The 25917-nt window shown below is 70.7% G+C and carries 28 protein-coding genes; 15 read left to right on the forward strand and 13 right to left on the reverse strand.

Features of this window, described 5'->3' with window-relative positions:
* The first annotated feature begins 72 nt into the window (after positions 1-72).
* The 9 genes from AAHG09_RS00520 to AAHG09_RS00560 all read left to right on the forward strand — a co-directional run bounded on the left by AAHG09_RS00520 (position 73) and on the right by AAHG09_RS00560 (position 8616).
* Positions 73-1371, forward strand: a complete 1299-nt coding sequence (locus AAHG09_RS00520) for a glutamate-5-semialdehyde dehydrogenase (RefSeq protein ID WP_342104434.1) — start codon at positions 73-75, stop codon at positions 1369-1371.
* 19 nt (positions 1372-1390) lie between these two features.
* Complete coding sequence (locus AAHG09_RS00525) at positions 1391-2065, forward strand: nicotinate-nucleotide adenylyltransferase (protein ID WP_342104436.1); 675 nt, start codon at positions 1391-1393, stop codon at positions 2063-2065.
* Positions 2066-2123: 58 nt separating this feature from the next.
* A complete protein-coding gene (gene rsfS / locus AAHG09_RS00530; RefSeq protein WP_342105437.1) occupies positions 2124-2510 on the forward strand; it encodes a ribosome silencing factor in 387 nt (128 codons plus the stop codon).
* A gap of 8 nt (positions 2511-2518) precedes the next feature.
* A complete protein-coding gene (gene rlmH, locus AAHG09_RS00535) occupies positions 2519-3013 on the forward strand; it encodes a 23S rRNA (pseudouridine(1915)-N(3))-methyltransferase RlmH (RefSeq protein WP_342104438.1) in 495 nt (164 codons plus the stop codon).
* Positions 3014-3289: 276 nt separating this feature from the next.
* Positions 3290-4561 (forward strand): murein hydrolase activator EnvC family protein, encoded by a 1272-nt coding sequence (locus AAHG09_RS00540; protein WP_412759977.1) that lies wholly within the window; start codon positions 3290-3292, stop codon positions 4559-4561.
* Positions 4561-5898 carry a S41 family peptidase gene (locus tag AAHG09_RS00545; protein ID WP_342104442.1) on the forward strand — a complete coding sequence of 446 codons (1338 nt, stop codon included), beginning with the start codon at positions 4561-4563 and terminating at the stop codon, positions 5896-5898. Before AAHG09_RS00540 ends, AAHG09_RS00545 begins: the two co-directional genes overlap by 1 nt.
* 170 nt (positions 5899-6068) lie before the next feature.
* Entirely contained in the window at positions 6069-7313 is a 1245-nt protein-coding gene (locus tag AAHG09_RS00550; RefSeq protein WP_342104444.1) for a divergent polysaccharide deacetylase family protein, read from the forward strand.
* A gap of 95 nt (positions 7314-7408) precedes the next feature.
* The gene (locus AAHG09_RS00555) at positions 7409-7960 is read left to right on the forward strand and encodes an RNA pyrophosphohydrolase (protein ID WP_412759969.1); all 552 of its coding nucleotides are present in this window, start codon (positions 7409-7411) and stop codon (positions 7958-7960) included.
* A gap of 26 nt (positions 7961-7986) precedes the next feature.
* Positions 7987-8616 carry a DUF2939 domain-containing protein gene (locus AAHG09_RS00560; RefSeq protein ID WP_342104448.1) on the forward strand — a complete coding sequence of 210 codons (630 nt, stop codon included), beginning with the start codon at positions 7987-7989 and terminating at the stop codon, positions 8614-8616.
* A gap of 216 nt (positions 8617-8832) precedes the next feature.
* Here AAHG09_RS00560 and AAHG09_RS00565 read toward each other — a convergent pair whose 3' ends face one another.
* Positions 8833-9189: a photosystem reaction center subunit H gene (locus AAHG09_RS00565; protein WP_342104450.1), complete on the reverse strand. Its 357-nt coding sequence runs from the start codon at positions 9187-9189 to the stop codon at positions 8833-8835.
* Between the two features lie 23 nt (positions 9190-9212).
* Positions 9213-9641 (reverse strand): response regulator, encoded by a 429-nt coding sequence (locus tag AAHG09_RS00570; RefSeq protein ID WP_342104453.1) that lies wholly within the window; start codon positions 9639-9641, stop codon positions 9213-9215.
* 207 nt (positions 9642-9848) lie between these two features.
* On the opposite strand from AAHG09_RS00570, the gene AAHG09_RS00575 reads away from it, so the two are divergent.
* The 4 genes from AAHG09_RS00575 (at position 9849) to AAHG09_RS00590 (ending at position 13471) form a co-directional block, all read left to right on the forward strand.
* Positions 9849-10523 carry a YoaK family protein gene (locus AAHG09_RS00575; RefSeq protein ID WP_342104455.1) on the forward strand — a complete coding sequence of 225 codons (675 nt, stop codon included), beginning with the start codon at positions 9849-9851 and terminating at the stop codon, positions 10521-10523.
* On the forward strand, positions 10520-11533 hold the full coding sequence (locus tag AAHG09_RS00580; RefSeq protein WP_342104458.1) for a WD40 repeat domain-containing protein: 1014 nt from the start codon (positions 10520-10522) through the stop codon (positions 11531-11533). The genes AAHG09_RS00575 and AAHG09_RS00580 overlap by 4 nt, the downstream gene beginning before the upstream one ends.
* Positions 11534-11602: 69 nt before the next feature.
* Positions 11603-12127, forward strand: a complete 525-nt coding sequence (locus tag AAHG09_RS00585; protein ID WP_342104461.1) for a DUF2937 family protein — start codon at positions 11603-11605, stop codon at positions 12125-12127.
* Positions 12128-12232: 105 nt separating this feature from the next.
* On the forward strand, positions 12233-13471 hold the full coding sequence (locus AAHG09_RS00590) for a peptide ABC transporter permease (RefSeq protein WP_342104463.1): 1239 nt from the start codon (positions 12233-12235) through the stop codon (positions 13469-13471).
* 4 nt (positions 13472-13475) lie between these two features.
* Here AAHG09_RS00590 and AAHG09_RS00595 read toward each other — a convergent pair whose 3' ends face one another.
* Both AAHG09_RS00595 and AAHG09_RS00600 read right to left on the reverse strand, forming a co-directional pair.
* The gene (locus tag AAHG09_RS00595) at positions 13476-14483 is read right to left on the reverse strand and encodes an alpha/beta hydrolase (RefSeq protein ID WP_342104465.1); all 1008 of its coding nucleotides are present in this window, start codon (positions 14481-14483) and stop codon (positions 13476-13478) included.
* An 80-nt stretch (positions 14484-14563) separates the two neighbouring features.
* The gene (locus AAHG09_RS00600) at positions 14564-15925 is read right to left on the reverse strand and encodes an RsmB/NOP family class I SAM-dependent RNA methyltransferase (protein WP_412759978.1); all 1362 of its coding nucleotides are present in this window, start codon (positions 15923-15925) and stop codon (positions 14564-14566) included.
* A gap of 152 nt (positions 15926-16077) precedes the next feature.
* On the opposite strand from AAHG09_RS00600, the gene AAHG09_RS00605 reads away from it, so the two are divergent.
* Positions 16078-16263, forward strand: coding sequence for a hypothetical protein (locus tag AAHG09_RS00605; RefSeq protein WP_342104467.1), 186 nt, complete (start codon positions 16078-16080; stop codon positions 16261-16263).
* Positions 16264-16273: 10 nt separating this feature from the next.
* Here AAHG09_RS00605 and panE read toward each other — a convergent pair whose 3' ends face one another.
* The 5 genes from panE to AAHG09_RS00630 form a co-directional block, all read right to left on the reverse strand.
* Positions 16274-17218: a 2-dehydropantoate 2-reductase gene (panE, locus tag AAHG09_RS00610; protein ID WP_342104469.1), complete on the reverse strand. Its 945-nt coding sequence runs from the start codon at positions 17216-17218 to the stop codon at positions 16274-16276.
* Between the two features lie 63 nt (positions 17219-17281).
* A complete protein-coding gene (locus tag AAHG09_RS00615) occupies positions 17282-17689 on the reverse strand; it encodes a type II toxin-antitoxin system VapC family toxin (protein WP_342104472.1) in 408 nt (135 codons plus the stop codon).
* Positions 17686-17922 carry a hypothetical protein gene (locus AAHG09_RS00620; RefSeq protein WP_342104473.1) on the reverse strand — a complete coding sequence of 79 codons (237 nt, stop codon included), beginning with the start codon at positions 17920-17922 and terminating at the stop codon, positions 17686-17688. The genes AAHG09_RS00615 and AAHG09_RS00620 overlap by 4 nt, the downstream gene beginning before the upstream one ends.
* Positions 17923-17938: 16 nt before the next feature.
* Entirely contained in the window at positions 17939-19432 is a 1494-nt protein-coding gene (gene guaB / locus AAHG09_RS00625) for an IMP dehydrogenase (RefSeq protein ID WP_244007699.1), read from the reverse strand.
* Positions 19433-19590: 158 nt separating this feature from the next.
* On the reverse strand, positions 19591-20481 hold the full coding sequence (locus tag AAHG09_RS00630) for a DUF3313 domain-containing protein (protein WP_342104479.1): 891 nt from the start codon (positions 20479-20481) through the stop codon (positions 19591-19593).
* Between the two features lie 217 nt (positions 20482-20698).
* Between AAHG09_RS00630 and AAHG09_RS00635 the strand changes: the two genes are divergently transcribed.
* On the forward strand, positions 20699-22147 hold the full coding sequence (locus AAHG09_RS00635) for an MFS transporter (RefSeq protein WP_342105439.1): 1449 nt from the start codon (positions 20699-20701) through the stop codon (positions 22145-22147).
* A gap of 15 nt (positions 22148-22162) precedes the next feature.
* Here the strand turns inward: AAHG09_RS00635 and AAHG09_RS00640 are convergent, their stop codons facing one another.
* From AAHG09_RS00640 to AAHG09_RS00655, 4 genes are all read right to left on the reverse strand, one after another.
* Entirely contained in the window at positions 22163-22687 is a 525-nt protein-coding gene (locus AAHG09_RS00640) for a DoxX family protein (RefSeq protein ID WP_342104481.1), read from the reverse strand.
* A gap of 71 nt (positions 22688-22758) precedes the next feature.
* Positions 22759-23925: a multidrug effflux MFS transporter gene (locus AAHG09_RS00645; RefSeq protein ID WP_342105441.1), complete on the reverse strand. Its 1167-nt coding sequence runs from the start codon at positions 23923-23925 to the stop codon at positions 22759-22761.
* A 189-nt stretch (positions 23926-24114) separates the two neighbouring features.
* Entirely contained in the window at positions 24115-25401 is a 1287-nt protein-coding gene (locus tag AAHG09_RS00650) for an MFS transporter (protein WP_342104483.1), read from the reverse strand.
* 30 nt (positions 25402-25431) lie between these two features.
* Positions 25432-25848 (reverse strand): MarR family winged helix-turn-helix transcriptional regulator, encoded by a 417-nt coding sequence (locus AAHG09_RS00655; protein ID WP_342104484.1) that lies wholly within the window; start codon positions 25846-25848, stop codon positions 25432-25434.
* Positions 25849-25917: the final 69 nt, after the last annotated feature.

A 25917-nucleotide genomic window follows, 5' to 3' on the forward strand; every position in this document is an offset into this window, starting at 1 on the left:
GCACGGTGTGCGAAGACGGCCGCCCTATCCTGCCGAGCCGATGAGCGGCCGTCGCGAACTGAGGACGCCAGCGTGCCCGTCCTGAACCTGAGATCGGACTTCGCCGAGGCCGATGGCCTGCCGGAGCAGATGGCGGCGATCGGCCGGCGTGCCCGCGCCTCCGCCCGGCTGATGGCGCTGGCCTCGGCGCAGACCAAGGACAACGCCCTCAAGGCGATCGCCGAACGCCTGCGGGCGAACCGGGCCGAGATCCTGGCCGAGAATGCCCGCGACGTGGCCTCCGCGCGCAGTGCCGGCCAGAGCGCCGCCCTGATCGACCGGCTGACGCTGGATCCCGGCCGCCTCGCCGCCATGGCGGACGCGGTGGAGAAGATCGGATCGCTGGCCGATCCGGTCGGGCGCCAGCTCGCCGCCATCGAGCGGCCGAACGGCCTGTTGATCGAGCGGATCGCGGTGCCGCTCGGGGTGATCGGCGTGATCTTCGAGAGCCGACCCAACGTCACGGCGGATGCGGGGGCGCTCTGCCTGAAGGCCGGAAACGCCGCGATCCTGCGTGCCGGCTCCGATTCGCACTGGAGCGCCATGGCCATCGCCCGGGCGATGAGCCTGGGCTTGGCCGATGCCGGCCTGCCCGCCGACGCGATCCAGCTCGTGCCGACCCGCGACCGGACGGCGGTGGGCCTGATGCTCGCCGGTCTCGACGGCTGCGTCGACGTGATCGTGCCCCGGGGCGGGCGCGGCCTCGTGGCCCGCGTCCAGCAGGAAGCGCGGGTGCCGGTCTTCGCCCATCTCGACGGGATCAACCACGTCTACGTCGCGGCCGGGGCCGACCTCGGCATGGCGCGGACCGTATTGCTTAACAGCAAGATGCGCCGCACCAGCGTCTGCGGCGCCGCCGAGACCCTGCTGGTCGATCGCGCCTGCGCGGACACGCATCTCGCGCCCCTCGTGACCGCCCTGCTCGATGCGGGCTGTGCCGTGCGCGGCGACGCGGCCGTCCAGGCTGTCGATCCCCGAGTGACGGAAGCCTCGGAGGAGGATTGGCACACCGAGTACCTCGACGCGGTGATTGCGGTCCGGGTGGTCGATGGGATCGGCGCGGCGATCGAGCATATCGAGACCTACGGCTCGCACCACACCGACGCGATCATCACCCAGGACGACGCCGAAGCGGCCCGGTTCCTGGCCGAAGTCGATTCGGCGATCGTGACCCACAACGCCTCGACCCAATTCGCCGATGGCGGCGAATTCGGCTTCGGCGCCGAGATCGGCATTGCCACCGGGCGGATGCATGCCCGCGGTCCGGTGGGCGTCGAGCAACTCACGACCTTCAAGTACCGGGTCCACGGCAGCGGCCAGATCCGTCCGTGACGGCGGCGCAAGGCCCGGCGTGCGGCTGAATCTGCCGCCGAGCGCCCCCGGCATGCGGATCGGCCTCTACGGCGGATCCTTCAACCCCGCCCATCTCGGTCACCGCCACGTGACCCTGATGGCGATGCGCCGGCTGGGGTTGGACCGGGTCTGGTGGCTCGTGAGCCCGGGCAACCCGTTGAAGAGCCGCAACGCGCTCCCGACCGTCGCGGAGCGTTGCGCCCAGGCGCGCCGGATCGCCCGGCATCCCCGGATCGCGGTGACCGGCGTCGAGGCCGCGCTCGGCGTGCGCTTCACCGTGCAGACGCTCCGCTTTCTCACCCGGCGCTGCCCCGGAATCCACTTCGTCTGGATCATGGGCGCCGATTCGCTCGGCACCTTCCATCGCTGGAAGGGCTTCCCGGAGATCGCGCGGCTCGTGCCGATCGCGGTGATCGACCGGCCCGGCTCGACCATGACACCGCTCAGCGCCCGGGCCGCGCGGCGCCTCGCGCCCGCGCGCATCCCCGAAGAGTCCGCCCGGACGCTCGCACTGCGCCACCCGCCCGCCTGGACCTTCCTGCACGGACCCCGCTCAGGCCTGTCGTCGACAGAGATCCGTAACGGTATGCGGGGACGTGGACAGGACGTGGCGCCGGCGCGGTTGCAATCGCAGCCCGAAGCCGCCAATTTCAGAGGATCCCGTGAGGCGTAATGGCTTTGCGGCACCACGAGGAATCAGGACGCTGCCCGAAACCACGCACACGGAGACGATCCGCACCCCCGCCCCGGTCCCGGCTGAGCCCGGCCAGGCGCGCTCCGACGACCTCAAGGCTCTGGCCCTCGAATGCCTCGACGAGATGAAGGCCGAGGAGACGATCGCCATCGATCTGGCCGGCAAGACGTCGCTCGCCGACACGATGATCATCACGTCGGGCCGGTCGCAGCGGCACGTTGGCTCGATCGCCGACAAGTTCATCCAGGAGATGAAGAACCGGGGCTTCGGCAATGCCCGGGTCGAGGGCATGCCAGCCTGCGACTGGGTGCTGATCGACGCGGGCGACGTGCTGGTGCATATCTTCCGGCCCGAGGTGCGCGGCTTTTATAATCTTGAGAAGATGTGGGGCGCGGACCGGCCGGTCGGCGTCGCGGTCGGTTAGGCCGGCTTTTGCGCCTCCTGCTGGCGGCGGTCGGGCGGTTGAAGGCCGGACCCGAGCGCGAGTTGGCGTCACGATATCGCGACCGCGCCGCGCAAGTGGGCCGCGGGCTTGGCTTCCCCGCCTGCGACAGCCTCGAGATTCCGGAATCGCGCGCCCGGCGCGCCGTCGATCGCTGCGCTGAGGAGGCGGCCGCGCTGGGCACCCTCCTCCCGCCCGGCGGCGTTCTCATCGCCTATGACGAGCGCGGACGCGCCGATCTTCCGAGCGAGGCTCTGGCTGAACGGATCGCCGGCTGGCGCGATGCGTCGCGGCCGGCACTCATGGTGGCGATCGGCGGCCCGGACGGTCTCGACGCCTCAATTCGGACGAAGGCGGAGCTGATCCTGTCGTTCGGGGCGGCGACCTTGCCCCATGGACTCGTGCGCGTGCTCGCCCTCGAACAGATCTACCGCAGCCTGACCATCCTGGCCGGCCACCCCTATCACCGGGGCGAGGCGGGCTGACGGGTCGTGGCGCGGATCGATCTCTTCCGGAGCTCTGTGGCACGGCGGACGAAGGCCGTCCGGCGGCTGAGGACAGGCAATCCCACCCCACCGCCTCATCCTGAGGTGACCACGTCAGCGGGCCTCGAAGGAGGGTTCCAGGGATCGCTGCGTGTTCCGGAGGGCTCCTTCGAGGCCTTCGCTGCGCTCCGGCACCTCAGGATAAAGGGGTTGGGCGGGAGTCCGTGTGCGCTGGCCGCGCTCGTCCTGCTGGCTGGCGCCTGCCTCACCACGCCACTGCACGCCGAGCCCCCCTCCCCCGCGGATGCCGAGGCGACTCAGAAGGCCGACGCGGAACGCGACCGCCGCGCCGAGAATCTCAAGCGCGTCCAGGATGCCCTGGCGGCCAGCACCAATCAGCGCACGCAGTTCGAGGCCGAGATCGCCGCGATCGGTTCCGACCGGTCCAAGCTGGATTCGGCCCTCCTCGATGCCGGCCGGCAGGCGCAAGCGACCGAGGAGCGGCTGAGCCGCCTCGAAGAGCGCCTGAAGGCCATGAGCGAGAGCGAGTCCGCGATCCGGCGCTCGCTCCAGGCCCGGCGCAGCGTCGTCGCCGAGATCCTGGCCGCGCTCCAGCGCATGGGCCGGCGGCCGCCGCCCGCCGTTCTGGTGAGCCCCGAGGACATGCTGGCGGCGATCCGCACCTCGATGCTGCTCGGCGCCGTGGTGCCAGAGCTGCGCGGCGAGGTCGATACGCTGGCGGCCGATCTCGCGGAAATGATCCGTCTGCGCGGCCTGATCGCCCAGGACAAGGAAGGCCTGAGCAACGACCTCGCCGGCTGGGCGCGGGAGAAGCAGCGACTCGAAGCCCTGGTAGCGGCACGGCGCGCCCGCCAAGCCGAGGTCGAGAGCGGCCTCAACGCCGAGCGGCGCCGCGCAGCCGAACTCGGTGCCCAAGCCAAGAGTCTCAAAGATTTGATGGACCGGACGGAAGCTGCCGACGCCGCAGCCAAGCGCTCCGCCGAGGAAGCCAAGGCGGCGGCCGAGCGCGAGGTGAAGGCGACGCAGGAGCGATTTGCCGCGGCCGGCTTCCGCGACCCCGCGCGGCTGGCACCAAAGGTGCATTTCGCGGAGGCGCGGGGCGAAGTGCCGCGGCCGGTGAGCGGAAAGTTGGCGCGGGGCTTCAACCAGCCCGATGGCAATGGCGGGACCACCCGCGGCGTGTCGTTTGCGACCCGTCCGAAGGCGACGGTCTCCTCACCAGCCGACGGTTGGGTGCAGTTTGCGGGTCCGTTCCGGTCCTACGGCCAACTCTTGATCATCAACGCGGGCGACGGCTACTATCTCCTGCTCGCGGGGATGGAACAGATCAGCGTCGAGGTCGGCCAGTTCGTGCTCGCGGGCGAGCCGGTCGGCAGCATGGGCGAGAAGGGCGCGGGCTCCAGCGGGTCCGAGAGCGATCCCTCCCTGTACGTCGAGTTCAAGAAGGACGGCGGCTCCATCGACCCGGAGCCGTGGTGGGCGAAGAGCCCGAATAATACGGTACTTGGCGAGAAGGTTCGCGGCTGATGCGCAAGACTTCCCTGATCATGCTGGGCGCCTTCCTGGGCGCCGGCACCTCCATGGTGGCGACCCAGACCGACTTCCTGTCGGGGCCGCGCGCCATCGCTGCCTCGGCCGAGACCTATCGCCAGCTGAGCCTGTTCGGCGACGTGTTCGAGAAGGTCCGCACCGACTACGTCGAGAAGCCCGACGAGTCGAAGATGATCGAGGCGGCCGTTAACGGCATGCTGTCCTCGCTCGATCCGCATTCGAGCTACATGGACGCCAAGGCGTTCCGCGACATGCAGACCACGACCCGCGGCGAGTTCGGCGGGCTCGGCATCGAGGTCACCATGGAGGACGGCCTGATCAAGGTCGTCACGCCGATCGACGATACCCCGGCCGCCAAGGCCGGCCTGCTCGCCAACGACGTCATCACCCAGATCGACGACGATCAGGTCCAGGGCCTTACCCTGAACCAGGCGGTCGACAAGATGCGCGGCCCGGTGAACTCGAGCGTCAAGCTCAAGATCAGCCGCAAGGAGTCGAAGGACCCGATCGACGTCACGCTCACCCGCGACGTGATCAAGATCAAGCCGGTGCGCTCCAAGGTCGAGGGCGGCGACGTCGCCTATATCCGCCTGACGCAGTTCAACGAGCAGACCTTCGACGGCATGCGCGCCGCGATCGACAAGCTCACGAGCGAGATCGGGGCCGACAAGATCAAGGGCTACGTCATCGACCTGCGCAACAACCCGGGCGGCCTGCTCGATCAGGCCGTGATGGTGTCGGACGCGTTCCTCGATCGCGGCGAGATCGTCTCGACCCGCGGGCGCAACCCGGACGAGACGCAGCGCTTCTCGGCCAAGGCCGGCGACCTGACCAAGGGCAAGCCCGTCGTGGTGCTGGTGAACGGCGGCTCGGCCTCGGCCTCCGAGATCGTGGCCGGCGCCCTGCAGGATCACAAGCGCGCGACCATCATGGGCACGCGCTCCTTCGGCAAGGGCTCGGTGCAGTCGATCATCCCGCTCGGCGGCTCCGGCGCCCTGCGGCTGACCACGGCGCGCTACTACACGCCGTCGGGCCGCTCGATCCAGGCGAAGGGCATCGAGCCCGACGTCGAGGTGCTGCAGGACGTGCCGGACGAGCTGAAGGGCAAGGACGAGACGAAGGGCGAGGCCGGCCTCAAGGGCCACCTGAAGCAGAAGGATACCGACGAGCGGGGCGGTTCCTCCGCCTACGTCCCGCCGGATCCGGCCAAGGATAAGCAGCTGATCTCGGCCGTCGACTTCCTGCATGGCATCCAGAAGGGCGCCAACAACGGCACGCCGACCACGCAGCAGCCGAAGCCGATGCCGAACTGAGAACGAGAGGCTGAAACAGCCCTCTACGGACCCGCCTGGATCGTATCCGGGCGGGTTTTTCGTGTCCGGACGCAAACCTTAGCGGATCGTTAACCATACCGGTCCGCAATGGCGGCCAGGATCCGCGTCGTCCCGGCGCGGCAGGTATCGCGACCCGCATCGAGCGCCGCTTGACCGAACCCACCGACGATATCCTCACGCGCCCCCTCGGGGTGCCGGAGGCCGGAGCGCCGGACCAGCCCGGCGGGCGGTTCGGCCGGATCGTCGCGGCTATGCGCCGTCCCAAGGTTGCGGCGAGCGCGATCGCGGCCGCCCTCGTGGCGGCGCTCGGCCTCATCGTCGCGCTGGGCGATCCCCAGGGCGGCGAGCCGCACGCCGAAGCCATGATCGTGATCCGCGACGCCCCGGCGCGGCCCGCCGCGACCGTTCCGACGGTCGCCGCCGCGGAGCCGGCGGTCTCCAATACGGCACCCGGGCAGGGACAGCTCCAGCGCAGCGCCGAGGAGCTTGAAACCGCATCGGGCGTCACGGTGGTGCGTCCGCTGGGCTCCGGCCCGACCGACGCCGTCGTCATTCGTGTCCCGCCTCCGAGCGCACCCCGTCTGGCCGCCGCCCCGGATCCACGCATCAGCGAGACAAGCCGGCACGGGATCATGCCGAAGCTCGGTGAGGGCCGAGTGCGCGCCCTGGACGTCTACGCCCGCACGGAGGAACCCGGCACGGGCCCGCGCATCGCCATCGTGGTGACCGGCCTGGGGGTCGGCCAAGCCGCCACAGCCGGCGCCACGGTCCGCCTGCCGGCCTCCGTCAGCCTCGCCTTCCTTCCCTACGGCAGCGAGGCCGAGCGCGCCGCGGCCCGGGCCCGCGATGCCGGGCACGAGGTCTTCCTCCAATTGCCGATGGAGCCGTTCGACTACCCGGACAGCGACCCCGGACCGCAGAGCCTGCTCACCGCCCTGAAGGGCCCCGAGAATGCCGACCGCCTCGCCTGGGCGCTAGCCCGCTTTCCCGGCTATGTCGGCGTGGTGAACTTCATGGGCTCGAAGCTGATGGCGGACGCAGCCTTCGAGCCGATCCTGCGTGAGATCGGCGCCCGCGGCCTCGGCTTCCTCGACGACGGCACGGGCCCGAAGCCGGCGAACGCGCCCGCCAACAAGACCCGGACGCCCATCGCCCGGGCCGAGATCGTCCTCGACGCGACGCCCCGGGCCGACGCGATCGACGCGGCCCTGGCGCAGGCCGAGGCGCGGGCGCGCGCCAACGGCTTCGCCCTCGTCTCGGCCAGCGGCACCGCGCTGACGGTCGATCGAATCGCGCGCTGGGCGCGGGACCTCGATGCCCGCGGCTTGCGCCTCGTCCCGGCGAGCGTCGCGCTGCGCGGGGCGCGCGACAAGCGCGTTTCAACGGCCGATTGAGTGCGGACGTATCGCACGCGGGCCGCACTCGATTTCGCACCGGTATGGCGTCTTCAGGACCATGGCGGCGTTGCCGCGGCCCGCGGGGCTGACCTATGGTCGGGCCAATGACGACACATCCGGATCCGGGCAGCCTGCCCTACCGCCCCTGCGTGGGTATCGCGCTGATCGCGCGATCGGGCGGCGTCTTCGTCGGCCGCCGGACCAAGGACGCGGGCCCCGAACACGTCGCCGGACCGCACATGTGGCAGATGCCGCAGGGTGGGGTCGATCCAGGCGAGGATCCCGAGGCCGCGGCCCTCCGGGAACTCTACGAGGAGACCAACGTCCCGGCGGAGGCGATCCGCAAGCTCGCGGAGATCCCGGATTGGCTCCCCTATGACCTGCCGCCCGACGTGATGAAGCAGGCCTGGAAGGGGCGCTATCGCGGCCAGACCCAGAAATGGTTCGCCTTCGGCTTCGAGGGCCGGGAGGATCAGATCGACGTGCTCCATCCGGGCGGGGGCGCCCATAAGGCGGAGTTCGATGCGTGGCGCTGGGCGCGCTTCGCCGAGCTGCCGGAGCTGATCATCCCGTTCAAGCGCCCGGTCTACGAGCGGGTGGTGGCGGCGTTCTCGGGCCTCGAACGCTGGGCGGACGCGCGTTGACGCGTCGTCGGCCGGAATCCTGAGTCATGCGCTGGCTGGCGATCCCGCTCGCGCTCGCCCTCGCGTGGCTCGCCTACACGATGAGTCCGCTCTGGTCGCTCTACGAATTCGCGCAGGCGGTGCGCCGGCACGATACCGCCTACATCGACAACCACGTCAACTTCCGGACGCTCCGCCTGTCCCTGGTCCGACAGATCACGGCGGCGATGCGCACCGCATCGGAGGGCGATCCGGATATCGAGCCGCGCGACCGCCAGCGCCTCGGCGACGCCGCTTACGGGCTCGCGCTGGCCCTGTCGGAGACCATGATCACCCCCGACACGGTGATCGACCTGCTCGCCAACGGCTGGCCCGACAAGCTCGATCTTGAGCGGCCGGTCGGGACGCGCCCGGAGGGGCTCGCGATCCGCGGTTTCGGGCGGCTCCTGCCCTACTACATGGCGATGGAGATGCGTGGCTTTCGCGCCGTGGTGATCCCGATCCCGCCCGAAGCCCCCCGCGGTGCGCGGACCCGCATCCGGTTGCGGCTGCGCGGACTCACGTGGCGTCTGGTCGACATCGAGATGGCCGACATGCTGCGCGACCAGATCGCCGCCAAGCTCGGAAAGGCCCTCGCGCGGGCGAAGATCGGGGCGAGCGCCGGCGAGGAGCGCTGAGGGGTCTGAAGACCAGCCTTTCAAAGGGGCTGGATAGGCGCGCGACGCGGAATCGGCGCCTCCATGCCATCACGCGCGCCCTCTCCCGGACGGGTGGAGCGGCAGCGGAACCTGATCCGGGACTCAGAAGACAAGCGCCGCGACAGCGGCACGGGTCGATTTAGACGGACGCTTCGCGACGTCGCGCCCCGAAGCGCCGCGCAATCCGAGCGCCGATCACTTCACCTTCGGAGCGGCGGATTCCTTGGGCTCGCGCGCCTCGCTCAGGCTCTCGGCCTTGTCCTCGTCGGTGTCGCCACCCTGCTCGATCGTCTTCGCCGGGTCTGCGATCAGCGACTTGGCGACCCCGAGCAGCACCTCGCACTCGCCGGGAAACTTGTAGGTCTCCAGGACGATCGCGGCGTCGCGCAGCGTCCGCAAATCGCGCACGAGCTGGGCGTTGGCCTCTGACTTCAGCGTGCTCTTGGCCGCGATGGCCTCTTCGATCTGGGCCCCCTTCACATCGCAGGCCGCGCCGGCTGGCCCTGCCGAGAGCACCAGGACGAAACCGAAGGCGGGAAGGAAGCGCCACATGGCGAAGGTCCTCGGAGATCCGTTCAGGCGTGAAGGAACGCGGCGTTCAGGGCGTCGCGGGTGAGCGCCACGAGCTGGCTCGGGCGATAGGGTTTCGGCACGAAGACCGAGCCGGAGACGGAGTCGCGGGTCGGAAGACCGTCGCGGCCCCCGGATGTGTAGACCACCGGCAGATCCGGGCAGATCTGGCGCGCCCGGCGGGCGAGCGCGAGGCCATTCGTGTTGCGGGCCAGATCGATATCGGTGAAGAGCAGATCGACGCTCTCGTTGGCCAGGATCGCCTCGGCCTGCCACGCATCCGCGGCGGTGAGCACGCGATAGCCGGCATCGAGAAGCGTTTCGGCAGCCAGCTCGCAGACGGTCGGCTCATCCTCGACGATCAGGATCGTGGCTGCGGCCGAGTCCGGAACAGGCAGCGACGGGCAGACAAAAGCGGCGGCGAACGGAACCATGACGCTACTCCCACTCACCCGACGAGGTCCTGCTGTCCCTCGACCGGATCGCAGGGGCAACGGCCCCTCCCGACACGGCGTTCACCCTGTTTCGATCGAATTGCACGGGTTTGGTGAGCGTCCCGTTAACTGCCCCTCGAAGCGGGTGAACGAGGCCGGCCAATTGGTTAACGGAAGCTTACCGAAGTCGGAGCAGGAGGCGGGATCGTGAGCCGGAGATTTCAGCTCGGGCTAGGCCTCCTCCTGACGGGCTTGGCCGGATACGTGGACGCCCTCGGCTTCGTGCGGCTCGGCGGGCTCTACACCTCGTTCATGAGCGGCAACACCACGCAGCTCGCGGTCTTCGGGGCGGGAGCCGAGCTGCACCGGATGGTGCTGCCGGCGATCCTGCTGTTTGCGTTCCTCACGGGCTCGGTGCTCGGCAGCGGGCTCGCGATCCTCGTGCCGCCCCCTTGGACCACGCCTGCGGTGCTCGGCTACGAATCGCTCCTGATCCTCGGCGGCCTCGGGCTCGGCCTCGAATCGCCGGAACTCGGGCTCGCCGCCTTCTTCGTCGCCGTGGCGATGGGCTCCCAGAACGCGGTGCTGGCGCAGGTCAAGGGATTCCGCGCCGGCACCACCTTCGTCACCGGCGCGCTGTTCAGCCTCGGCCAGAAGATCGCCCAGGCGCTGACCCGTACCGGCGATCCGCTCGGCTGGGTCGGCGACGGGCTGGTCTGGCTGTCCCTGTTGCTGGGGGCGTATCTCGGGGCGCACGGCTACGCGCTGTTCTCCCTGTACGCGCTGATCGCGCCGGCGGCGCTTTCGGGCGGCCTGGCGCTGATCACGGCTGTCCTGGTCTTGCGCGCGAGGCCGCCTGCCGCGAAGGTCCCCGCCCCATGAGCAGCACCTTGAGCCACCCCTCCCTCACCCAGCACGTCGCCGCGCTCGATCCCGGCGCCCACGTGATCGCGGCCCATTTCCTCAAGGACGTGCCGGCGCTGGCGCTGAGCGACGGCACGGTCGCGTTGGCGCGGGACGGTGGCCTGACGCGGTTGGCCGCACATCCCGAAGCCGGCATCCTCGTGGCGGCCGGCAGCGGCGCGCGCCTGCTCACCGGCGGCGATGACGGCCGCGTGGTCGAGATCCGGGCCGACGGAACCCTGGAACAGCTCGGCGCCGCCAAGAACGGGGCGTGGATCGACGCCCTTGCGCTCCATCCGGACGGCGCCGTGGCGTGGTCGGCCGGGCGCACCGTCGTGGCGCGGGATGCCAAGGGCCGCGAACGCACCTTCCAGGGGCCCTCGACGGGGCGCGGGCTCGTCTTCGCGCCGAAGGGCTACCGCCTCGGGATCGCCCACTACAACGGCGTCAGCCTCTGGTACCCCAATCTCGAAACACCCGCCGAGGTGATCGAATGGAAGGGTTCGCATATCGACGTGACGTGGTCGCCGGACGGGCGCTTCGTCGTGACCACCATGCAGGAGAATGCCCTGCACGGCTGGCGGCTCCAGCCGGATCGCGGCCACATGCGGATGTCGGGCTATCCCGGCAAGGTCCGCTCGGTGGCGTGGTCGTCGGACGGGCACTGGCTCGCCACCGGCGGCGCCGAGGCGGCGATCGTCTGGCCGTTCGATTCGAAGGAGGGGCCGACCGGCAAGCCCCCGCGGGAATGCGGCGTCCGCCCCGCCCGGGTGTCGCGGGTCGCGTTCCACCCCAAGGCGCCGGTGCTGGCGATCGGCTACGAGGACGGCTGCATCCTGCTGGTCCGGTTCACCGATGCCGCGGAATTGCTCGTGCGCCCGTCCGTTCCCGGCAGCGCGGTCACGGCGCTCACCTGGGATGGCCGCGGCGGCCGGTTGCTGTTCGGCTGCGGTGACGGTCAGGCCGGCCTGCTGACGCTTCCCGCGTGAGGGCGGTAGGAATCGCCGCGCCCGGCGTGCTCAGTGTTCGAAGCCCAATCCGCCTCAGGGAGGCCTGACGTGTTTCGCGTGTTCCGTACCCTCGGGCTCGCCCTCGGCCTCCTCGGCGGCGCGATCGCCGCGCAGGCGCCCGAGTTTGCGCAGCAATATGCCCAGCGCCTCGGCGGCGCCGCCGATGAGCTGCGCCGTCAGGTGGCGGTGCTCGAATCCGACGCGCAGGCCTCTGGCACGACCCGGGACGGCGCCGTCGACCGCCTGCGCAGCAACCCCGATCAGCTCGTGGCCCGCCGTGGGGCTGCGGCGCAGGCCAATATCGCGCGCCTCGCCCGCCTGAGCGCGCAGCAGCAGGCCCTGGCCACCGCGACGAGCCCGCTGGGCCGCGTCGTCGCGATGCTGCGCGATCCCGACGTCCCGGTCGCCGAGGCGGCGTATCGGGATTTCAGCCCGGCCATCCCGACCACGGCTGACGGTTTGGCGGCCGGCCTGATCGGATTCTTCGCCGCCTGGGGCGGCTGGCGGATCGTTTCGGATCTCGGGCGGCGGACGCTGCGGCGGCGCCCGCGCGAGACCGCCACCGTCGCTTGACGGCGCAAGCCCGGCGCCGGGTGTGGCGCCGCGTCTACAGCGACTTGCGCAAGCCTTGCGTATCGAGCACAGAACCGGCCGTTCCGGTCCGGTAGAAGGCGCAGGATGCCGCGCGCGTCGAACTCTGCCATCGCCGATCCGGCGCTCGACGCCGCAGCCCTGCTGCGGCGCCTGGGCTTCTTCGGGCTGTTCGTGGTGCTCCCCGTCCTCGCGCAGGTCGCCCGGCGCGCCTCCGTGATCCTCGCGCCGATCGCCGTCATCCTGCTGATCATCGCCAGCGTGATCGACCGGCGGCAGCGGCCGGTCCGTCCGTCCGTCCACCGCCTTCTCACCGCCCCCGCCTTCCTGGCCGGCATGCTGGTGGTGCTGTGGTCGGCCCTGTCGCTGACCTGGACGCCGTTCCTCGGGCCGGCCCTGGAGCGGCTTGTCAACCTCGCGGCCACGATCGGGCTCGCGCTGCTGGGCTACCTCGCCCTGCCCGACCGGATGCGCTCGGCCAACCTCTACCTGCTGCCGCTGGGGGTCGTGGCGGGCGCGATCGTGGCGATCGTGCTCGGTCTGTTCGGTGCCCACATGGCGCCCCCCGGCACCGAGGATGACGGCGCCCTGGATCGCGGGCTGGTGCTGCTGATCCTGCTGGTCTGGCCGGCCCTGGCGTGGCTGCGGTCCCGCCGCCGCGACCGCGAGGCGCTGGCGCTCGCTCTCCTCGTCGCCCTGGCGCTCACCGTGCAGCCGGACGCGACGCAGATCGCCGCCCTGGCGGTCGGGGCCGTCGCCTTCGCGGTGACGAGCTACCGGCAGAAGCTCGGTGTCCAGCTGACCGCGATCGTGTCGGCCGCCCTGCTCGCCGCGGCACCGCTGCTGCCGTTCCTCGCGCGGCCTGTCGCATCCGCCGTGCTGGGGCCGCTCGCGCCGACCGTGCTGTCCCTCAAGAGCTGGCAGAAGGTGGTGACCACCGATCCGGTACGCCTCATCACCGGCCACGGCTTCGAGACCGCCCTGCGCGGCCGATTGGTCGGTCTCCTGCCGTTGAACGCGCCGACGACCGCCCTGTTCGAGTTCTGGTATGAGCTCGGGATCGTGGGGGCGCTGGCGGCCGCCTTCGCGCTCTACGCCTCGGTCCGGCGGACCGGGCGCGACGGGCCGGCCCTGGTCCCCGGCGCGATGGGCTGCTTCGCGGCCGCGTTCACGGTGGCATGCCTCAGCGTCGGGCTGACCGCCATCTGGTGGCTCACGACCCTCGCCATCGCGGCGGTGGTGTTCGTGTCGGTCGAGCGGGGCCAGTTCCGCACCAGCCGCCCGAAGGTCGCCAAGCTGCACCGGGTGATCGCCAGCGGCGGCTGAGGCGTCAGCGCTGCAGGAAGCCGTGGAGACGGATCCAGGCCAGGAACAATCCGGGCCAGGCCGCCGCCGGCGTGCCGGGCGCGCCCAACCCGAATCCATGGCCGCCGCGCTCGAATAGGTGCAGCTCGGCCGGGACCCGGGCCTTGCGCAGGGCGGCGAACATCAGCAGCGGATGGTCGGCCACCGCGACCGGATCGTCGATCGCTTGGGCCAGGAAGGTCGGCGGCGTCTCCGGCCCGACCTGGAGATCGACCGAGTAGGTCTTCATCTCGAGCGCCGTCACGTCATCGCCGACGAGGATCCGCCGGGTATGCGTCTTGTCGAACGGCTTGCGCATGGTGATGACCGGGTAGATCAACCCGGCGAGCGTCGGTCTCACCGGCATGGCATCGACGGGGTTTTCGGCCGGGTAGAGATTCTGCGCGCTGCCGACCGCAGTCTCCCCCATCAGATGACCTCCGGCCGAGAAGCCCAGAACGCCGACGCGGTCTGGATCGATGCCGAATTCCGTGCCCCGGGACCGGACCAGCCGTAGGGCGCGCTGGGCGTCCTGGCGCGGCGCATCAGGACCCGAGCCCCAACCCTCGGCCGGCAGGCGGTAGATCAACAGGAAGACCGTGATGCCGGCGGCGTTGAGCACGCGCCCCACCGGGACACCCTCGTTGCCGATCGCGATGAACTCGTAACCGCCGCCGGCCGCTACGATCATCGCGGCGCCGTTCGCGTTGGCCGGCCGCATCACCAGCAGGCAGGGCCGCGCCACGCGGGTGATGTCGCCCATCGGGCCTTCGACGTAGCGATAGCCCTGCGCATCCGGTCCCCGGCCGCCGCCCGGCGGATCCCCGGTCCACAGGTCGATCACCTGAAGGTCGGCCCCCGGCAAGGTGCGCGGCAGAGCCTTGATCGCCTCGTGCGGCGCGGGTTCCGGCGGTCCGTCCGTCGCGGCTTCGGTGGGCCGCAGGCCGACGAGGCTTCCGAGGCCGGCGAGCAGGAGGCGACGGTCCAGGCGCAAGGACGACTCCTGGGATGGGGATCGATCGGGACAGCGGGTGCAACGCGGCCGGGGGCGATGGGGTCCCGAAAGCGCCCGTCTCAGCCGTTCGCGGCGATCACCGCGACGTAGAAGCCATCCGTGCCGGTCCGGTGCGGGCTCATCTGGATCCCGTGGGTGGTCGTTCGGACCGCTTCGCCCAGCGAGACAGGCCCCGTCGACAGGACATCGTTGGCCGGCACCACCGTGAACCGCCCGCGCCAGCGCGAGAGGAGGCCCGCCACCGCCGCGTCGTTCTCGGCCTTCAGCAGCGAGCAGGTGACGTAGACGATGCGGCCGCCCGGCCGGACCAGCCGCGCCGCCCGGTCGAGCACCTGGGCCTGCTCGGCGGTCCGCAACGCGAGGCTGCCGGGGCGTAGCCGCCACTTGGCGTCGGGGTTGCGCCGCCACGTCCCGGAGCCGGTGCAGGGGGCGTCGACCAGCACCCGGTCGACGGTGCCGTCGAGATCCTCCAGCACGTCGGCCCGGGCCTTGCCGCTGCGCGGGGTCCGCACCTCAGCCGCGGCGCCCGATCGGCGCAGGCGCTCGTGGATCGGTGCGAGGCGGCGCGGATCGCCGTCGGTGGCGATCAGGCGGGCGCCGTTCCCGGTCTCGGCCGCGAGCGCCAGGGTCTTGCCGCCGCCGCCCGCGCAGAGATCGACGATGGTCTCGCCGTGCCGCGGCGCGGCGAGCAAAGCCGCGAGCTGCGAGCCCTCGTCCTGAATCTCGTACCAGCCCTCCAGGAACTCGGCCTCCACATGGAGCGCGGGGCCGCGCCCATCCGCTCCGATCGGGATCCGCAGACCGTGGGGCGCATGCGGCGTCGACTCCGCGCCGTATGCTGCGAGCGCCGGCAGGATCTCCCCGCGCGGGCCGCGCAGGGTGTTGACGCGGATGTCGAGGGGCGCGCGGCGGGCGAGCGCCTTCAATTCCGGAATGAGATCGTCGCCCAGCGTGGCTGCGAGGTCCGGCAGAACGAAGGCGGGGGCATCGCCCGCCACCTCGGGCGGCGCATCCTCAAGCGTCGCGGTGTCGAGCCGCGCGCGCTCGTCGGCGGTCAGGGGCTCCGGTGCGAAGCGCTCGCCCGAGAACAGGGCCGCAACGGAATGCGCCGCGAGTCCCTGTTGCAGTCGCAGCGCCCCGATCAGCACGGCGCGCGGCGCGTCGGACCCCATGATCCAGGCCGCCGACGACCGGCGCCGCAGGGCGTCATAGACCAGACTGGCGATGCCGGCCCGGTCGCCCGATCCGGCGAACCGGTGCGCCAGCCCCCAATCCTTGAGGGCGTCGGCGGCCGGGCGACGGCGCTCGGCGATATCGGCGAGCACCTCGATGGCGGCGGAGCAGCGAGCGGCGGGTGTCAGGGGTCTGTTCCTTTGGAATGAGTCGACGCCGTCGCGAAACGGCCACGCTTGGCGCGCGATGCCGCCATCTTACGGCCGAGCTTCGGGCGCGATCCCGGCTCAGAACCTGCGACGGGCGGCCCGCTCGGTGAGCCGCTACGTGTCGTATGGCATCCAGCGGCGCCGGGCCAGGGCGGTTCGACGCCGGCTGCGTTCCGAAAGGCCTTTCGCCCATGACGTCGTCTGTTTCGTCAACCGTTCGCGTCGCCCTCGCGGCCCTGGTCGCGGCCTCGCTGGCCGCCTGTGCCAGCGCCCCGGCTGCCCAACCGGATTTCTCCCCGCCGCCGCGCCGGCCCGTCGATGCCAAGACGCAGCTGGAATACGGCAATCCGCCCGCGCCGCCGCCCGGCCGGTACTAGGATCGGCGGCTCAGGCCGTCTCCCGCGCCCGCCGCGCCTCGTAGGCCTTGAGGCCGGTATAGACCAGCGTGAGCAACGGGAACCCCGCCTCCGGCGCGAGCCGGCGGCCGCGGGCGATCAGGTCTCCGATCACGTGATCGGCCTCGATGCGCCCGCCGTTCTCGATGTCGCGCAGCATCGAGGCCGTGAAGGTCGAGCCGGCGGCCGTGAGCTGCCCCCGCGCCCGCTCGGCCACCATACCCCGCGGCACGTACCCGCTCGCCGAGGCCACCGCGGTACATTCGCCGTGGAGCGCCGCCATCAGCTCCGGGCCGCCCGGCGCCGCCACGATGTCGCCGACCGCAGCGCGCATCAGGGTCGTGGCCCCCGCGAGCGTCGCGAGGAAGACCCACTTCTCCCACATCTCCAGCAGGATCGACTCGCTCAGCCGCGGCTGGAACTTCAGCCCGCGCATCAGGGCGTCGACCGCCTCGATCCGGGCCGAGCGCGATCCGTCCCGCTCACCGTAGGTGATGCTGCACAATTCACTCATGTGACGGATCGTGCCGTCCGGCGCGAGGGTCGCCGCGATGGCGCAGGAGCCGCCGAGGACCCGCTCGGCGCCGAACCGGGCATCGAGGGCGTCGAGGTGAGCGAGACCGTTCAGCACGGGCAGGATCGCCGTCTTAGCGCCGACAGCGGGGCTGAGATCCGCGATGGCGCTGTCGAGGTCGTAGGCCTTGCACGACAGGAGGATGAGGTCGAACCGGCCGGCCTCCGCCAGCCGGTCGGCCGTGACGGTGGGCGGATTGGGGATGTGCAGGTCGCCGAGCGGCGAGCGGACATTCAGCCCGTCCGCCGCCAGCTTGGCCGCCCGCGCCGGCCTGACCAGGAAGGTCACGTCGGCGCCGGATTCGGTGAGCCGCGCGCCATAATACCCGCCGGTCGCGCCGGCTCCGACGATCAGCGTGCGCATCGAATATCTCCTGGCCGGTCCGATATCAGCGATCGGCGGGTAGCCTTGTCGAGCACGGACGGCTCAGCTCTCGAGGAGACGGAGATCTCCGCTCCAGCCCGCCATGCGAAGTTGCCGCGCCAGCTTGGCGTCAGCGGTGACCAGGGCCGCACCCCAACGCTCGCTGGCCGCCACGTAGAGCGCCTCATAGTTCGTACATCCGACGGCGTTGGCGCGTTGCAGAGCAGCATCCGCGATTTCCCGGACGGGGCGAAGTTGTATCAGCCTGCTCAAGGCCGCAACCGCATCCCGTGCGTGATCCAGGGTGATTGCATGGGCCCGATGGGCTTTCAGCAACGTGTTTCCGACCTCCACCAGAATGTGCTCCGGGGCGATCCGAACCTCGTCTTCCAGCAGAATTCGGTCCGCGATGTCGCTGAGCGGTTCCGGGAGGAACCACTTCACTGCCACGCAGGCATCGACGACGATCATCGTCCGTCGCGATCGGCGCGGATCATCGCAGTACTATCGGGAGACGGGTTTTGCAGCGCCTGAGCCCGGATGCTCCGTACGAGCGACAGGGCATCCATACCCGACAGATCGTTCGTCTCCCGAACCTCATCCTCGCGCCGATGCCGTGCGCTGGCCTCGGCCCGCGCGCCGGCGTCCTCGCGCGGTGCGTCGAAGACGGCTGCATGGCGACTCAAAGGCCAAGGTGCGACCATCACCGCCTCCCAAAGCTCAGGTCCGCGACGGATAGTTCGGGCTCTCCCGCGTGATCGTCACGTCGTGGACGTGGCTCTCGCGCAGGCCGGCATTGGTGATGCGGATGAAGCGCGCGCGCTCCTGGAAATCCGGGATCGTCGCCCCGCCGACATAGCCCATGGCGGCGCGCAGGCCGCCGGCGAGCTGGTGCAGGACGTTGCCCACGGGGCCCTTGTAGGGCACCTGACCCTCGATGCCCTCCGGCACGAGCTTGTGGGTGTCGCTGACCTCGGCCTGGAAGTAGCGGTCCGCCGATCCGCGCGCCATCGCGCCCACCGAGCCCATGCCCCGGTACGACTTGTAAGAGCGGCCTTGGTAGAGGAACACCTCGCCCGGCGCCTCGTCGGTGCCGGCGAGCAGCGAGCCGAGCATCGCCACCGAGGCACCGGCTGCGATCGCCTTGGCGAGGTCGCCGGAATACTTGATGCCGCCATCGGCGATCACCGGGATATCGGCATCGGCGGCGGCCTCGACCGCCTCCATCAGCGCGGTGAGCTGCGGCACGCCGACGCCCGCCACGATGCGGGTCGTGCAGATCGAGCCCGGGCCGATACCGACCTTGATGGCGTCCGCGCCAGCATCGATCAGCGCCTGAGCGCCCTCGCGGGTGGCGACGTTGCCGGCCACCACCTGCACGGCGTTCGAGAGCTGCTTCACCCGGGCGACGGCATCGAGCACCTTGATCGAGTGGCCATGCGCGGTGTCGACCACGATCACGTCGCAGCCGGCATCGATGAGGCGCTCGGCCCGCTCGAAGCCGCTGTCGCCCGTGGTGGTGGCGGCCGCGACCCGCAGGCGGCCCTGCTCGTCCTTCACGGCGAAGGGGTAGGTGACGCGCTTCTCGATGTCCTTGACGGTGATCAGGCCGATGCAGCGGTAATGGTCGTCGACGACCAGAAGCTTCTCGATCCGGAACTGGTGCAGCAGCCGCTTGGCCTCGTCCTGCGTCACGCCCTCGCGGACCGTGATCAGGCGGTCCCGGGTCATCAGCTCGGCGACCGGCTGGGCGGAATTGGTGGCGAACCGCACGTCCCGGTTGGTCAGGATGCCGACGAGCTTGCCCCGCGAGCCGTTCGGCCCGCGCTCGACCACCGGGATGCCGGAGATCCGGTTCCGCTTCATCACCTCGAAGGCATCGGCCAGGGTCTCGTCCGGGTGGATGGTGATCGGGTTCATCACCATGCCGGACTCGTACTTCTTGACGAGGCGGACCTGCTCGGCCTGCTCCGGCGGCTCGAGATTGCGGTGAATGACGCCCATGCCGCCATTGGCCGCCATGGCGATGGCCATCGGCGCCTCGGTCACCGTGTCCATCGCGGAGGCGAGGATCGGCAGGTTCAGCGGAATGGTGCGGGTCAGCCGGGAGGCGACGCTCACCTCGGTCGGCATCACCGAGGAGGCGGCTGGCCGCAGGAGCACGTCGTCGAAGGTCAGGCCCTCGATGATCGATGCGGTTTCTACTCGGGCCATGTGCCAACTTTCCTCGGACGGCGGCGCGTTTTGGGGGCGCGCAGCGGGATCGGGTTGGCAAGTGCCAGTATCACGGTGCCCACGATGGCGCCAATGCGCGCATGCCGCGGCGCAACGCGAAAACACGCATGGCTCACGGGTTTTTTCCGATCGGCGGCTCAGTGCACCGCGGGGGCGCCCGGTCCCTTGTCGGTGTATTCGGGCGGCAGGCCGATATAATCGCCGAGGATGCCGTCGATCCCCGGTGCCCGGCCGAACGCCTCGCAATCCGGGTCGAGGGGGGCCTCTCCGAGGGTCGTGATGCGGATGCGATCCCAGGTCGGCAGCGTGTTGGGCGCCGTGAACGGGTCGTCGCCGGTGGCCAGCATGTAGCCGAAATCCTGCCCGAACTCGCCCGCGAGGTCGTAGGCGTCGCTGGCGCGGGAGAAGCGCGGCTGGCTGGTGAAGGAATTGGCCGCCCCGCCCCACACCATGGCGGCGCGCTGCTCGCGGCGGCGATCCAGCGCCTCGGCCTCCACGGTGAGGCTGCCGAGCCCGATCGGGATGCGCGGGATCGGGATGCGCCCGATCCCCTCGGCCGCGCTCAGCCCGAACTGCGACGCGACCGTGACGCCGGCCGAGCCCGCGATGGTCGCGCCCGCCCCGAGCAGATCCGTCGGATCGACCCGCGTCACCTGCGCCCGGACGGTGAGATCCGCGTCGCGCCCCGACACGATGTCGTACTTCAGAGACAGATCGTAGCAGAGCGCCCGGTCGGCCGCGTTGGCGATCAGACGCCGCTCGACGGGCGTGAGCGGACCGGCGCCCGCCACGTCGGCGTGGAACGCCGTCGGGATGATGCGTACCGTGTGGGCCCGGGCCAGCGCGGGCCGGTCCACGTAGATCCGGGATGCGGAGGCGACCTGATCGCTCGCCTTCAGGCGGTCGTAGCGCGTCAGCGAACCGCGATCGTTGAGCAGAACGGTGCCGCAGGCGGCCACCATCGAGAACAGGGCGACGCCGGCGGCGATCCGCGGCAGGAAGCGGGCCTTGCTGGGGCTGGACGGCATCGAACTCCTCGCGGCCCGTCCCAGGGACGAAACCTCTTCACAGACCGATCTCACGGCCGCGTGAAGCAAACGTAGCCATTGGGTCTCGCTTGCAAAAGGTGCCAACGCCTACCTGCGCACCTTCTGTTGCAAGATAGATACATTCGCGAAACACGCGGATGCGAGTTCGGCGCTTCCGCCGTGCAACCGGCACGGCGCGACGCGCGTCTGTCCCGTGATGTCCTCCGCCGCTCAAAGACCGTTCTGGATCGTCCCCCTGACGGTCGCCACAGCGCTGTTCATGGAGAACACCGATTCGACGGTGATCGCCACGGCGTTGCCGAGCATCGCGGCGAGCCTCCACGAGGATCCGATCGCGCTGAAGCTCGCCCTGACCTCCTATCTGGTCAGCCTCGCGATCTTCATTCCCGCCAGCGGCTGGATGGCCGACCGTTACGGCGCGCGTACGGTGTTCCGGGCGGCGCTCGTGGTGTTCATGGCGGGCTCGCTCGCCTGCGCGGCCGCGAACGGGCTGGCATGGTTCGTCGCCGCGCGGTTCCTGCAGGGCATGGGCGGGGCCATGATGGTGCCGGTCGGGCGGCTCGTCGTTCTGCGCAGCGTGCCGAAATCGCAGCTCGTCACGGCTTTGTCCTACCTCACCTTCCCCGCACTGGTGGGCCCGGTGCTCGGGCCGCCGGTGGGCGGTCTGATCACCACGTGGTTCGACTGGCGCTGGATCTTCTTCATCAACCTGCCGATCGGCTGCGCCGGGATCGTGCTGGCGACGCTGTACTTCGAGGATGTCCGCGAGCCGGAGCGACCGCCGCTGGATATCCTGGGCTTCCTGCTGCTCGGGACGGGCCTCGCCGCCCTGATGCTCGGCCTCGCCTCCCTGGGGCGCCATCTGCTGCCGTCGGTGGTGTCCTGGGGATGCCTGGCCGGCGGCGCGATCCTGCTGCCGCTCTACTGGGCGCATGCCAGGCGGGTGGCCCACCCGATCGTGCGGCTCGACCTGATGGAGCGCCCGACCTTCCGGGTTGCGGTGCTCGGCGGGAGCCTGTTCCGGATCGGCACCGGGGCGATCCCGTTCCTGCTGCCGCTGATGCTGCAGGTCGGGTTCGGCCTCGACGCCCTGCATTCCGGCCTGATCACCTTCGCGGCGGCCGCTGGCGCGATGTTCGTGAAGACCCTGGCGCCGCGGATCCTGCGTCGCATGGGATTTCGGACGCTGATGACGTGGAACGCCCTGCTCGCCTCGGCCTTCCTGGCGGTGAACGGCTTCTACACGGCAGAGACCTCCCACTGGATCATGGTGGCGCTGCTCTTCGTCGGCGGCTGCTCGCGCTCGATCCAGTTCACCTGCGTCAACGCCATCGCGTATGCCGACCTCGAATCCCGCGAGATGAGCGCGGCGACGAGTTTCGCGAGCGTCTGCCAGCAGCTCTCGTTGAGCCTCGGCGTAACGCTGGGTGCCCTGGCCCTCGAGGGGACCGCCGGCCTGCATGGCCGGACGCAGATCGCGGCGGGCGATTTCGGGCCGGCCTTCTTCGCGGTGGCGGTGATCTCGGCGGCCTCCGTGCTGGCCTTCCGCAACCTGTCGCCGGATGCCGGGGCCGAGATCTCCGGGCGGCGGATCGTCGCCCAGACGCCGCCGGCCGCCACGGAGATGCGACCGCGGCACGGTTGACGGGCGTTGCGGCGATCAGGCCGCCGCGCGGGCGGGTGCACGGCCAGCAGATCGCTTACCGCCGCCGCGCGCCGCCGAAGCCTTGGGGGCGGCCTTTCCGGCAGGCTTGGCTTTCGGCGCCTCTGCCGCCAAGCCGGCCCGCCAACCCTGCCAGCTCCACGCGCCGGGCCCCGCCAGGGCATACATGAGGAAACCGCCCGCGAGGCCGAGATCGGCCAGCAGCAGCGTGCGCTCGGCGACCGCCGCCGGGCCGACATAGTGCCAGAACGCGTGGAGCACGAAGGCCGTCAGCGTCGCGAAGACGGCGAGCGCCAGCCCGGTGAGACGCGGCAGCACGCCGAGGAGCAGCGCCAGCGGCCCGAACACCTGCACCACCACCGCGCCCGTCGCCACGGCGTTCGGGAACGGCACGCCGCCGCCCGCGAGCGTCAGCGCGAAGCCCGAGACGTTGAGCGCCCGCGCGATCCCCGTGGGCAGGAGCGCGGCGGCGAGCAGCAGCCGCGCGGCGAGAAGCGTTCCGTTCTGGGCGCGGTCGATCATCGGGAATCCGGTCGCTGGGGAGACCCCGGGAGCTTGGACCCCGCCGCTGAAGACCCGGTTAAGCCTGCGGCTCAGCCGGCAACGCCGCCCCGGAACAGCCGCCCGCGCTCGGTCCAGGCGACGACCAGAAGCGCCAGCCCGCCGAGTACGGCGTATCCGATCCCCACCGGCAGCACCGTCCCGTCGAAGGACTGGCCGATCAGGAAGCCGCAGAGCGCGCCGAGGATCGTGGTGTAGAAGCCCAGGAACGACGAGGCCGTGCCGGCGATCGCGCCGAGCGGCTCCAGCGCCAGCGCGTTGAAGTTCGGCATCGCGAAGCTGATCAGGAACTGGTTCAGCGCCAGGATCGCCAGGAACAGGGCCAGCGGCGGGTGCCCGCCATACGCCAGCCCGACGGCGACCTGGAGGACGCCCACCAGCGTGAAGGCGATCACGCCGCCATGCGACATCGTCCGCATCCCGAGCCGCCGCACAAGCCGGGCGTTGATCAGCGTCGCCGTGCCCATCGCGCCCGCCACCAATCCGAACGCCAGGGGGAAGAGCGGGCCGAGATGGTACAGGCCGGTGTCGAACATCTGCTGGGCCGAGCCGACATAACCCATGATGCAGCCGGTCAGCAGGCCGAGCGCGGTCGTGTAGCCGATGGCGACGCGGGTCTTCAGCGTCAGTCGGATCGCCGCCCAGGTGGCGGCCGGCGAGAGCGGCCGGCGGTATTCCGGATGCAGCGTCTCCGGCATGCGCCAGGAGAACCAGACGGTCAGCCAGAAGGCCAGGACGAGCATCGAGACGAAGACGTAGATCCAGGATCCGAGCGCCAGCATCATGCCGCCGATCGCCGGCGCGATCATCGGGACAATCAGGAAGACCATCATGGTGAGCGACATCACGCTCGCCATCTCGCGGCCGGAGAAGCGGTCGCGCACGATCGCCACCGAAAGCACCCGTCCGCCGGCCGCGCCGATGCCCTGGATGATCCGGGCGGCGAGCAGCCAGGAGAAGCTCGGCGCCACCATGGCGAGGCCGCAGCCGACCACGTAGATTGCGAGGCTCCCCAGCAGCACCGGCCGGCGCCCGATCGTATCCGAGACCGGCCCGTACACGATCTGCGCGAAGCCGAAGCCGATCATATAGACGTAGACGAGGAGTTGCAGCCGGTTCGGATCGGCGACGGCGAAGCGCGCCTCGATCGCCGGAAAGGCCGGCAGCAGGTTGTCGATCGAGATCGCCGTCACCGCCATCATCAGCGCGATGATGGCGACGAACTCGGCGAAGCCCGGACCGGTCCAGGGACGCGGGGCGCGGGTCTCCGGGGCCGGCGGGGGCCGGACTGCGACGGTCAAAACGGGCTCTCGGGCTGCGATGGGAGGACCCGTTCAGGGCGCTCCCATCGCGGCACGCTTATGGCAGCCGAGCCCGACCGACGCGATTCAGGCCGGCAGCGGGCGCAGGGCTGGTTCCTGCGGCCTGCGTCCCACGAAGGTCGCCATCAGGGCGGCCACGAGGCACAGCAGGCCCGCCGAGACGAAGGCGCCGAAGTAAGTGCCGGTGTCGGTCCGGACCATGCCGGCGAGCCAGGCCGCCGACGCCGCGCCGATCTGGTGCGCGGCCGCGATCCAGCCGAACATCAGCGCGGCATTCTCCTCGCCGAAGGACTTACCGGCGAGCTGGACGGTCGGTGGCACCGTGGCGATCCAGTCGAGCCCGTAGAACACCGCGAAGAGCGACAGGCCGTAGAAGCTGAGATCGAAGGAATAGGGCAGGAAGATCAGCGAGAGGCCGCGCAGCCCGTAGTACCACATCAGGAGCTTGCGCGAATCGAACCGATCGGTGAGCCAGCCCGAGGCCGTGGTGCCGATCAGGTCGCAGATCCCCATCAGCGCGAGCAGCCCGGCGGCCGTCACCTCGGCGATACCGTGGTCGATGCAGGCGGGGATCAGGTGGGTGCCGACCAGCCCGTTGGTCGAGGCGCCGCAGATGAAGAAGGTGCCGGCGAGCAACCAGAAATCCTTCGAGCGGAGCCCCGTCCGCAGGCCGCGGAGCGCCCGGGCGGCCGGGTTCTCGGTCAGGACCGGATTCGGCGTCACCGCCGTCTCGCCGTAGCGGGGCAGGCCCAGATCGGCCGGCCGGTCGCGCAGCAGCAGGGCGACGAGCGGAATCAGCGCCAGGGTCGCGGCCGCGACCACCAGCGAGACCGAGCGCCAGCCCTGCCCCACCGCGAGGGACGCCAGCATCGGCAGGAAGACGAGCTGTCCGGTGGCGCTGCTTGCGGTCAGCATTCCGAGCACCAGCCCGCGCCGCTTGGCGAACCAGCGCCCGGCCACCGTGGCGCCGAGCACGTTGGCGACCATGCCGGAGCCCGAGCCGACCACGATGCCCCAGAGCAGCACCATCTGCCACGGCGCGGTCATCAGGCTGGTCGCGGCCGTGCCGATCGCGAGGATCACGAGCGCCGTGCAGACGGACCGCCGCAGGCCGAACCGCTCGATGATCGCCACCGCGAAGGGTCCGATCATCCCGTACAGGAAGATGTTGAGCGCGATCCCGACCCCGATCATCGCGGCGGTCCAGCCGAACTCGCGCTCCCAGGGGACGATCAGCACGCTCGGCGTGGCGCGCACCCCCGCGCCGACCAGCAGGACCAGGAAGGTCACCGCCGCGACGATCCAGGCATAGTGCAGGCGGGGCGCGGGATTGTTCGCGGTGGGGGCTGACATGAGCGGGCTCCGGGGGCGGAAACGGGTCGGTCAGGCGGCGGAGATCAAGGCCTCCGCCACGGCGGAGACCGTCGCGGGATCGACCCGGGCGTTGATGCGGGCCTGCGCCTCCCGCCAATAGGGCGTGGCCGCCACGATGGCGTCGCGGCCGGCATCGGTCAGCGTCACGATACGCGCCCGCGGATCCTCCACACCGGGCGTGATCGCCACGAGGCCGCGCCGCTTGAGCGGGTCAAGGTTCCGGCCCATCGTGGTCCGCTCCAGCGCCGCTTCGGCGGCGAGTCGGGAGACCGGGATCGGGCCGAGGCGATCGAGGTATCGCAGGAGCGCGAACTGCGTCACCCGCAGGCCGACCGGCTTCAGCGCCGCGTCGTAGGACGCGGTCAGCGCCCGCGTCGCGCGGCGCAGGGCGGAACAGGTACAGGGCTCGGTCGGGCCGTCGCTCATCGGATAGGTGTATATGCACCTATGCCGCAGCCGGCAAGCGGAACCTGACGGTTCGCGCGGATCGATACG

Source organism: Methylobacterium guangdongense (genome assembly GCF_038442355.1).
In the GTDB taxonomy this organism is placed as follows: domain Bacteria; phylum Pseudomonadota; class Alphaproteobacteria; order Rhizobiales; family Beijerinckiaceae; genus Methylobacterium; species Methylobacterium guangdongense.

Coding starts and splice junctions, on each gene's coding strand:
- AAHG09_RS00545 (WP_342104442.1), top strand. CDS start 4,561: ATGCGCAAGACTTCCCTGATCATGCTGGGCGCCTTCCTGGGCGCCGGC.
- AAHG09_RS00555 (WP_412759969.1), top strand. CDS start 7,409: ATGGTCGGGCCAATGACGACACATCCGGATCCGGGCAGCCTGCCCTAC.
- AAHG09_RS00560 (WP_342104448.1), top strand. CDS start 7,987: ATGCGCTGGCTGGCGATCCCGCTCGCGCTCGCCCTCGCGTGGCTCGCC.
- AAHG09_RS00565 (WP_342104450.1), bottom strand. CDS start 9,189: ATGTGGCGCTTCCTTCCCGCCTTCGGTTTCGTCCTGGTGCTCTCGGCA.
- AAHG09_RS00570 (WP_342104453.1), bottom strand. CDS start 9,641: ATGGTTCCGTTCGCCGCCGCTTTTGTCTGCCCGTCGCTGCCTGTTCCG.
- AAHG09_RS00580 (WP_342104458.1), top strand. CDS start 10,520: ATGAGCAGCACCTTGAGCCACCCCTCCCTCACCCAGCACGTCGCCGCG.
- AAHG09_RS00590 (WP_342104463.1), top strand. CDS start 12,233: ATGCCGCGCGCGTCGAACTCTGCCATCGCCGATCCGGCGCTCGACGCC.
- AAHG09_RS00605 (WP_342104467.1), top strand. CDS start 16,078: ATGACGTCGTCTGTTTCGTCAACCGTTCGCGTCGCCCTCGCGGCCCTG.
- panE (WP_342104469.1), bottom strand. CDS start 17,218: ATGCGCACGCTGATCGTCGGAGCCGGCGCGACCGGCGGGTATTATGGC.
- AAHG09_RS00615 (WP_342104472.1), bottom strand. CDS start 17,689: ATGATCGTCGTCGATGCCTGCGTGGCAGTGAAGTGGTTCCTCCCGGAA.
- AAHG09_RS00620 (WP_342104473.1), bottom strand. CDS start 17,922: ATGGTCGCACCTTGGCCTTTGAGTCGCCATGCAGCCGTCTTCGACGCA.
- guaB (WP_244007699.1), bottom strand. CDS start 19,432: ATGGCCCGAGTAGAAACCGCATCGATCATCGAGGGCCTGACCTTCGAC.
- AAHG09_RS00630 (WP_342104479.1), bottom strand. CDS start 20,481: ATGCCGTCCAGCCCCAGCAAGGCCCGCTTCCTGCCGCGGATCGCCGCC.
- AAHG09_RS00635 (WP_342105439.1), top strand. CDS start 20,699: ATGTCCTCCGCCGCTCAAAGACCGTTCTGGATCGTCCCCCTGACGGTC.
- AAHG09_RS00640 (WP_342104481.1), bottom strand. CDS start 22,687: ATGATCGACCGCGCCCAGAACGGAACGCTTCTCGCCGCGCGGCTGCTG.
- AAHG09_RS00645 (WP_342105441.1), bottom strand. CDS start 23,925: ATGGCGGTGACGGCGATCTCGATCGACAACCTGCTGCCGGCCTTTCCG.
- AAHG09_RS00650 (WP_342104483.1), bottom strand. CDS start 25,401: ATGTCAGCCCCCACCGCGAACAATCCCGCGCCCCGCCTGCACTATGCC.
- AAHG09_RS00655 (WP_342104484.1), bottom strand. CDS start 25,848: ATGAGCGACGGCCCGACCGAGCCCTGTACCTGTTCCGCCCTGCGCCGC.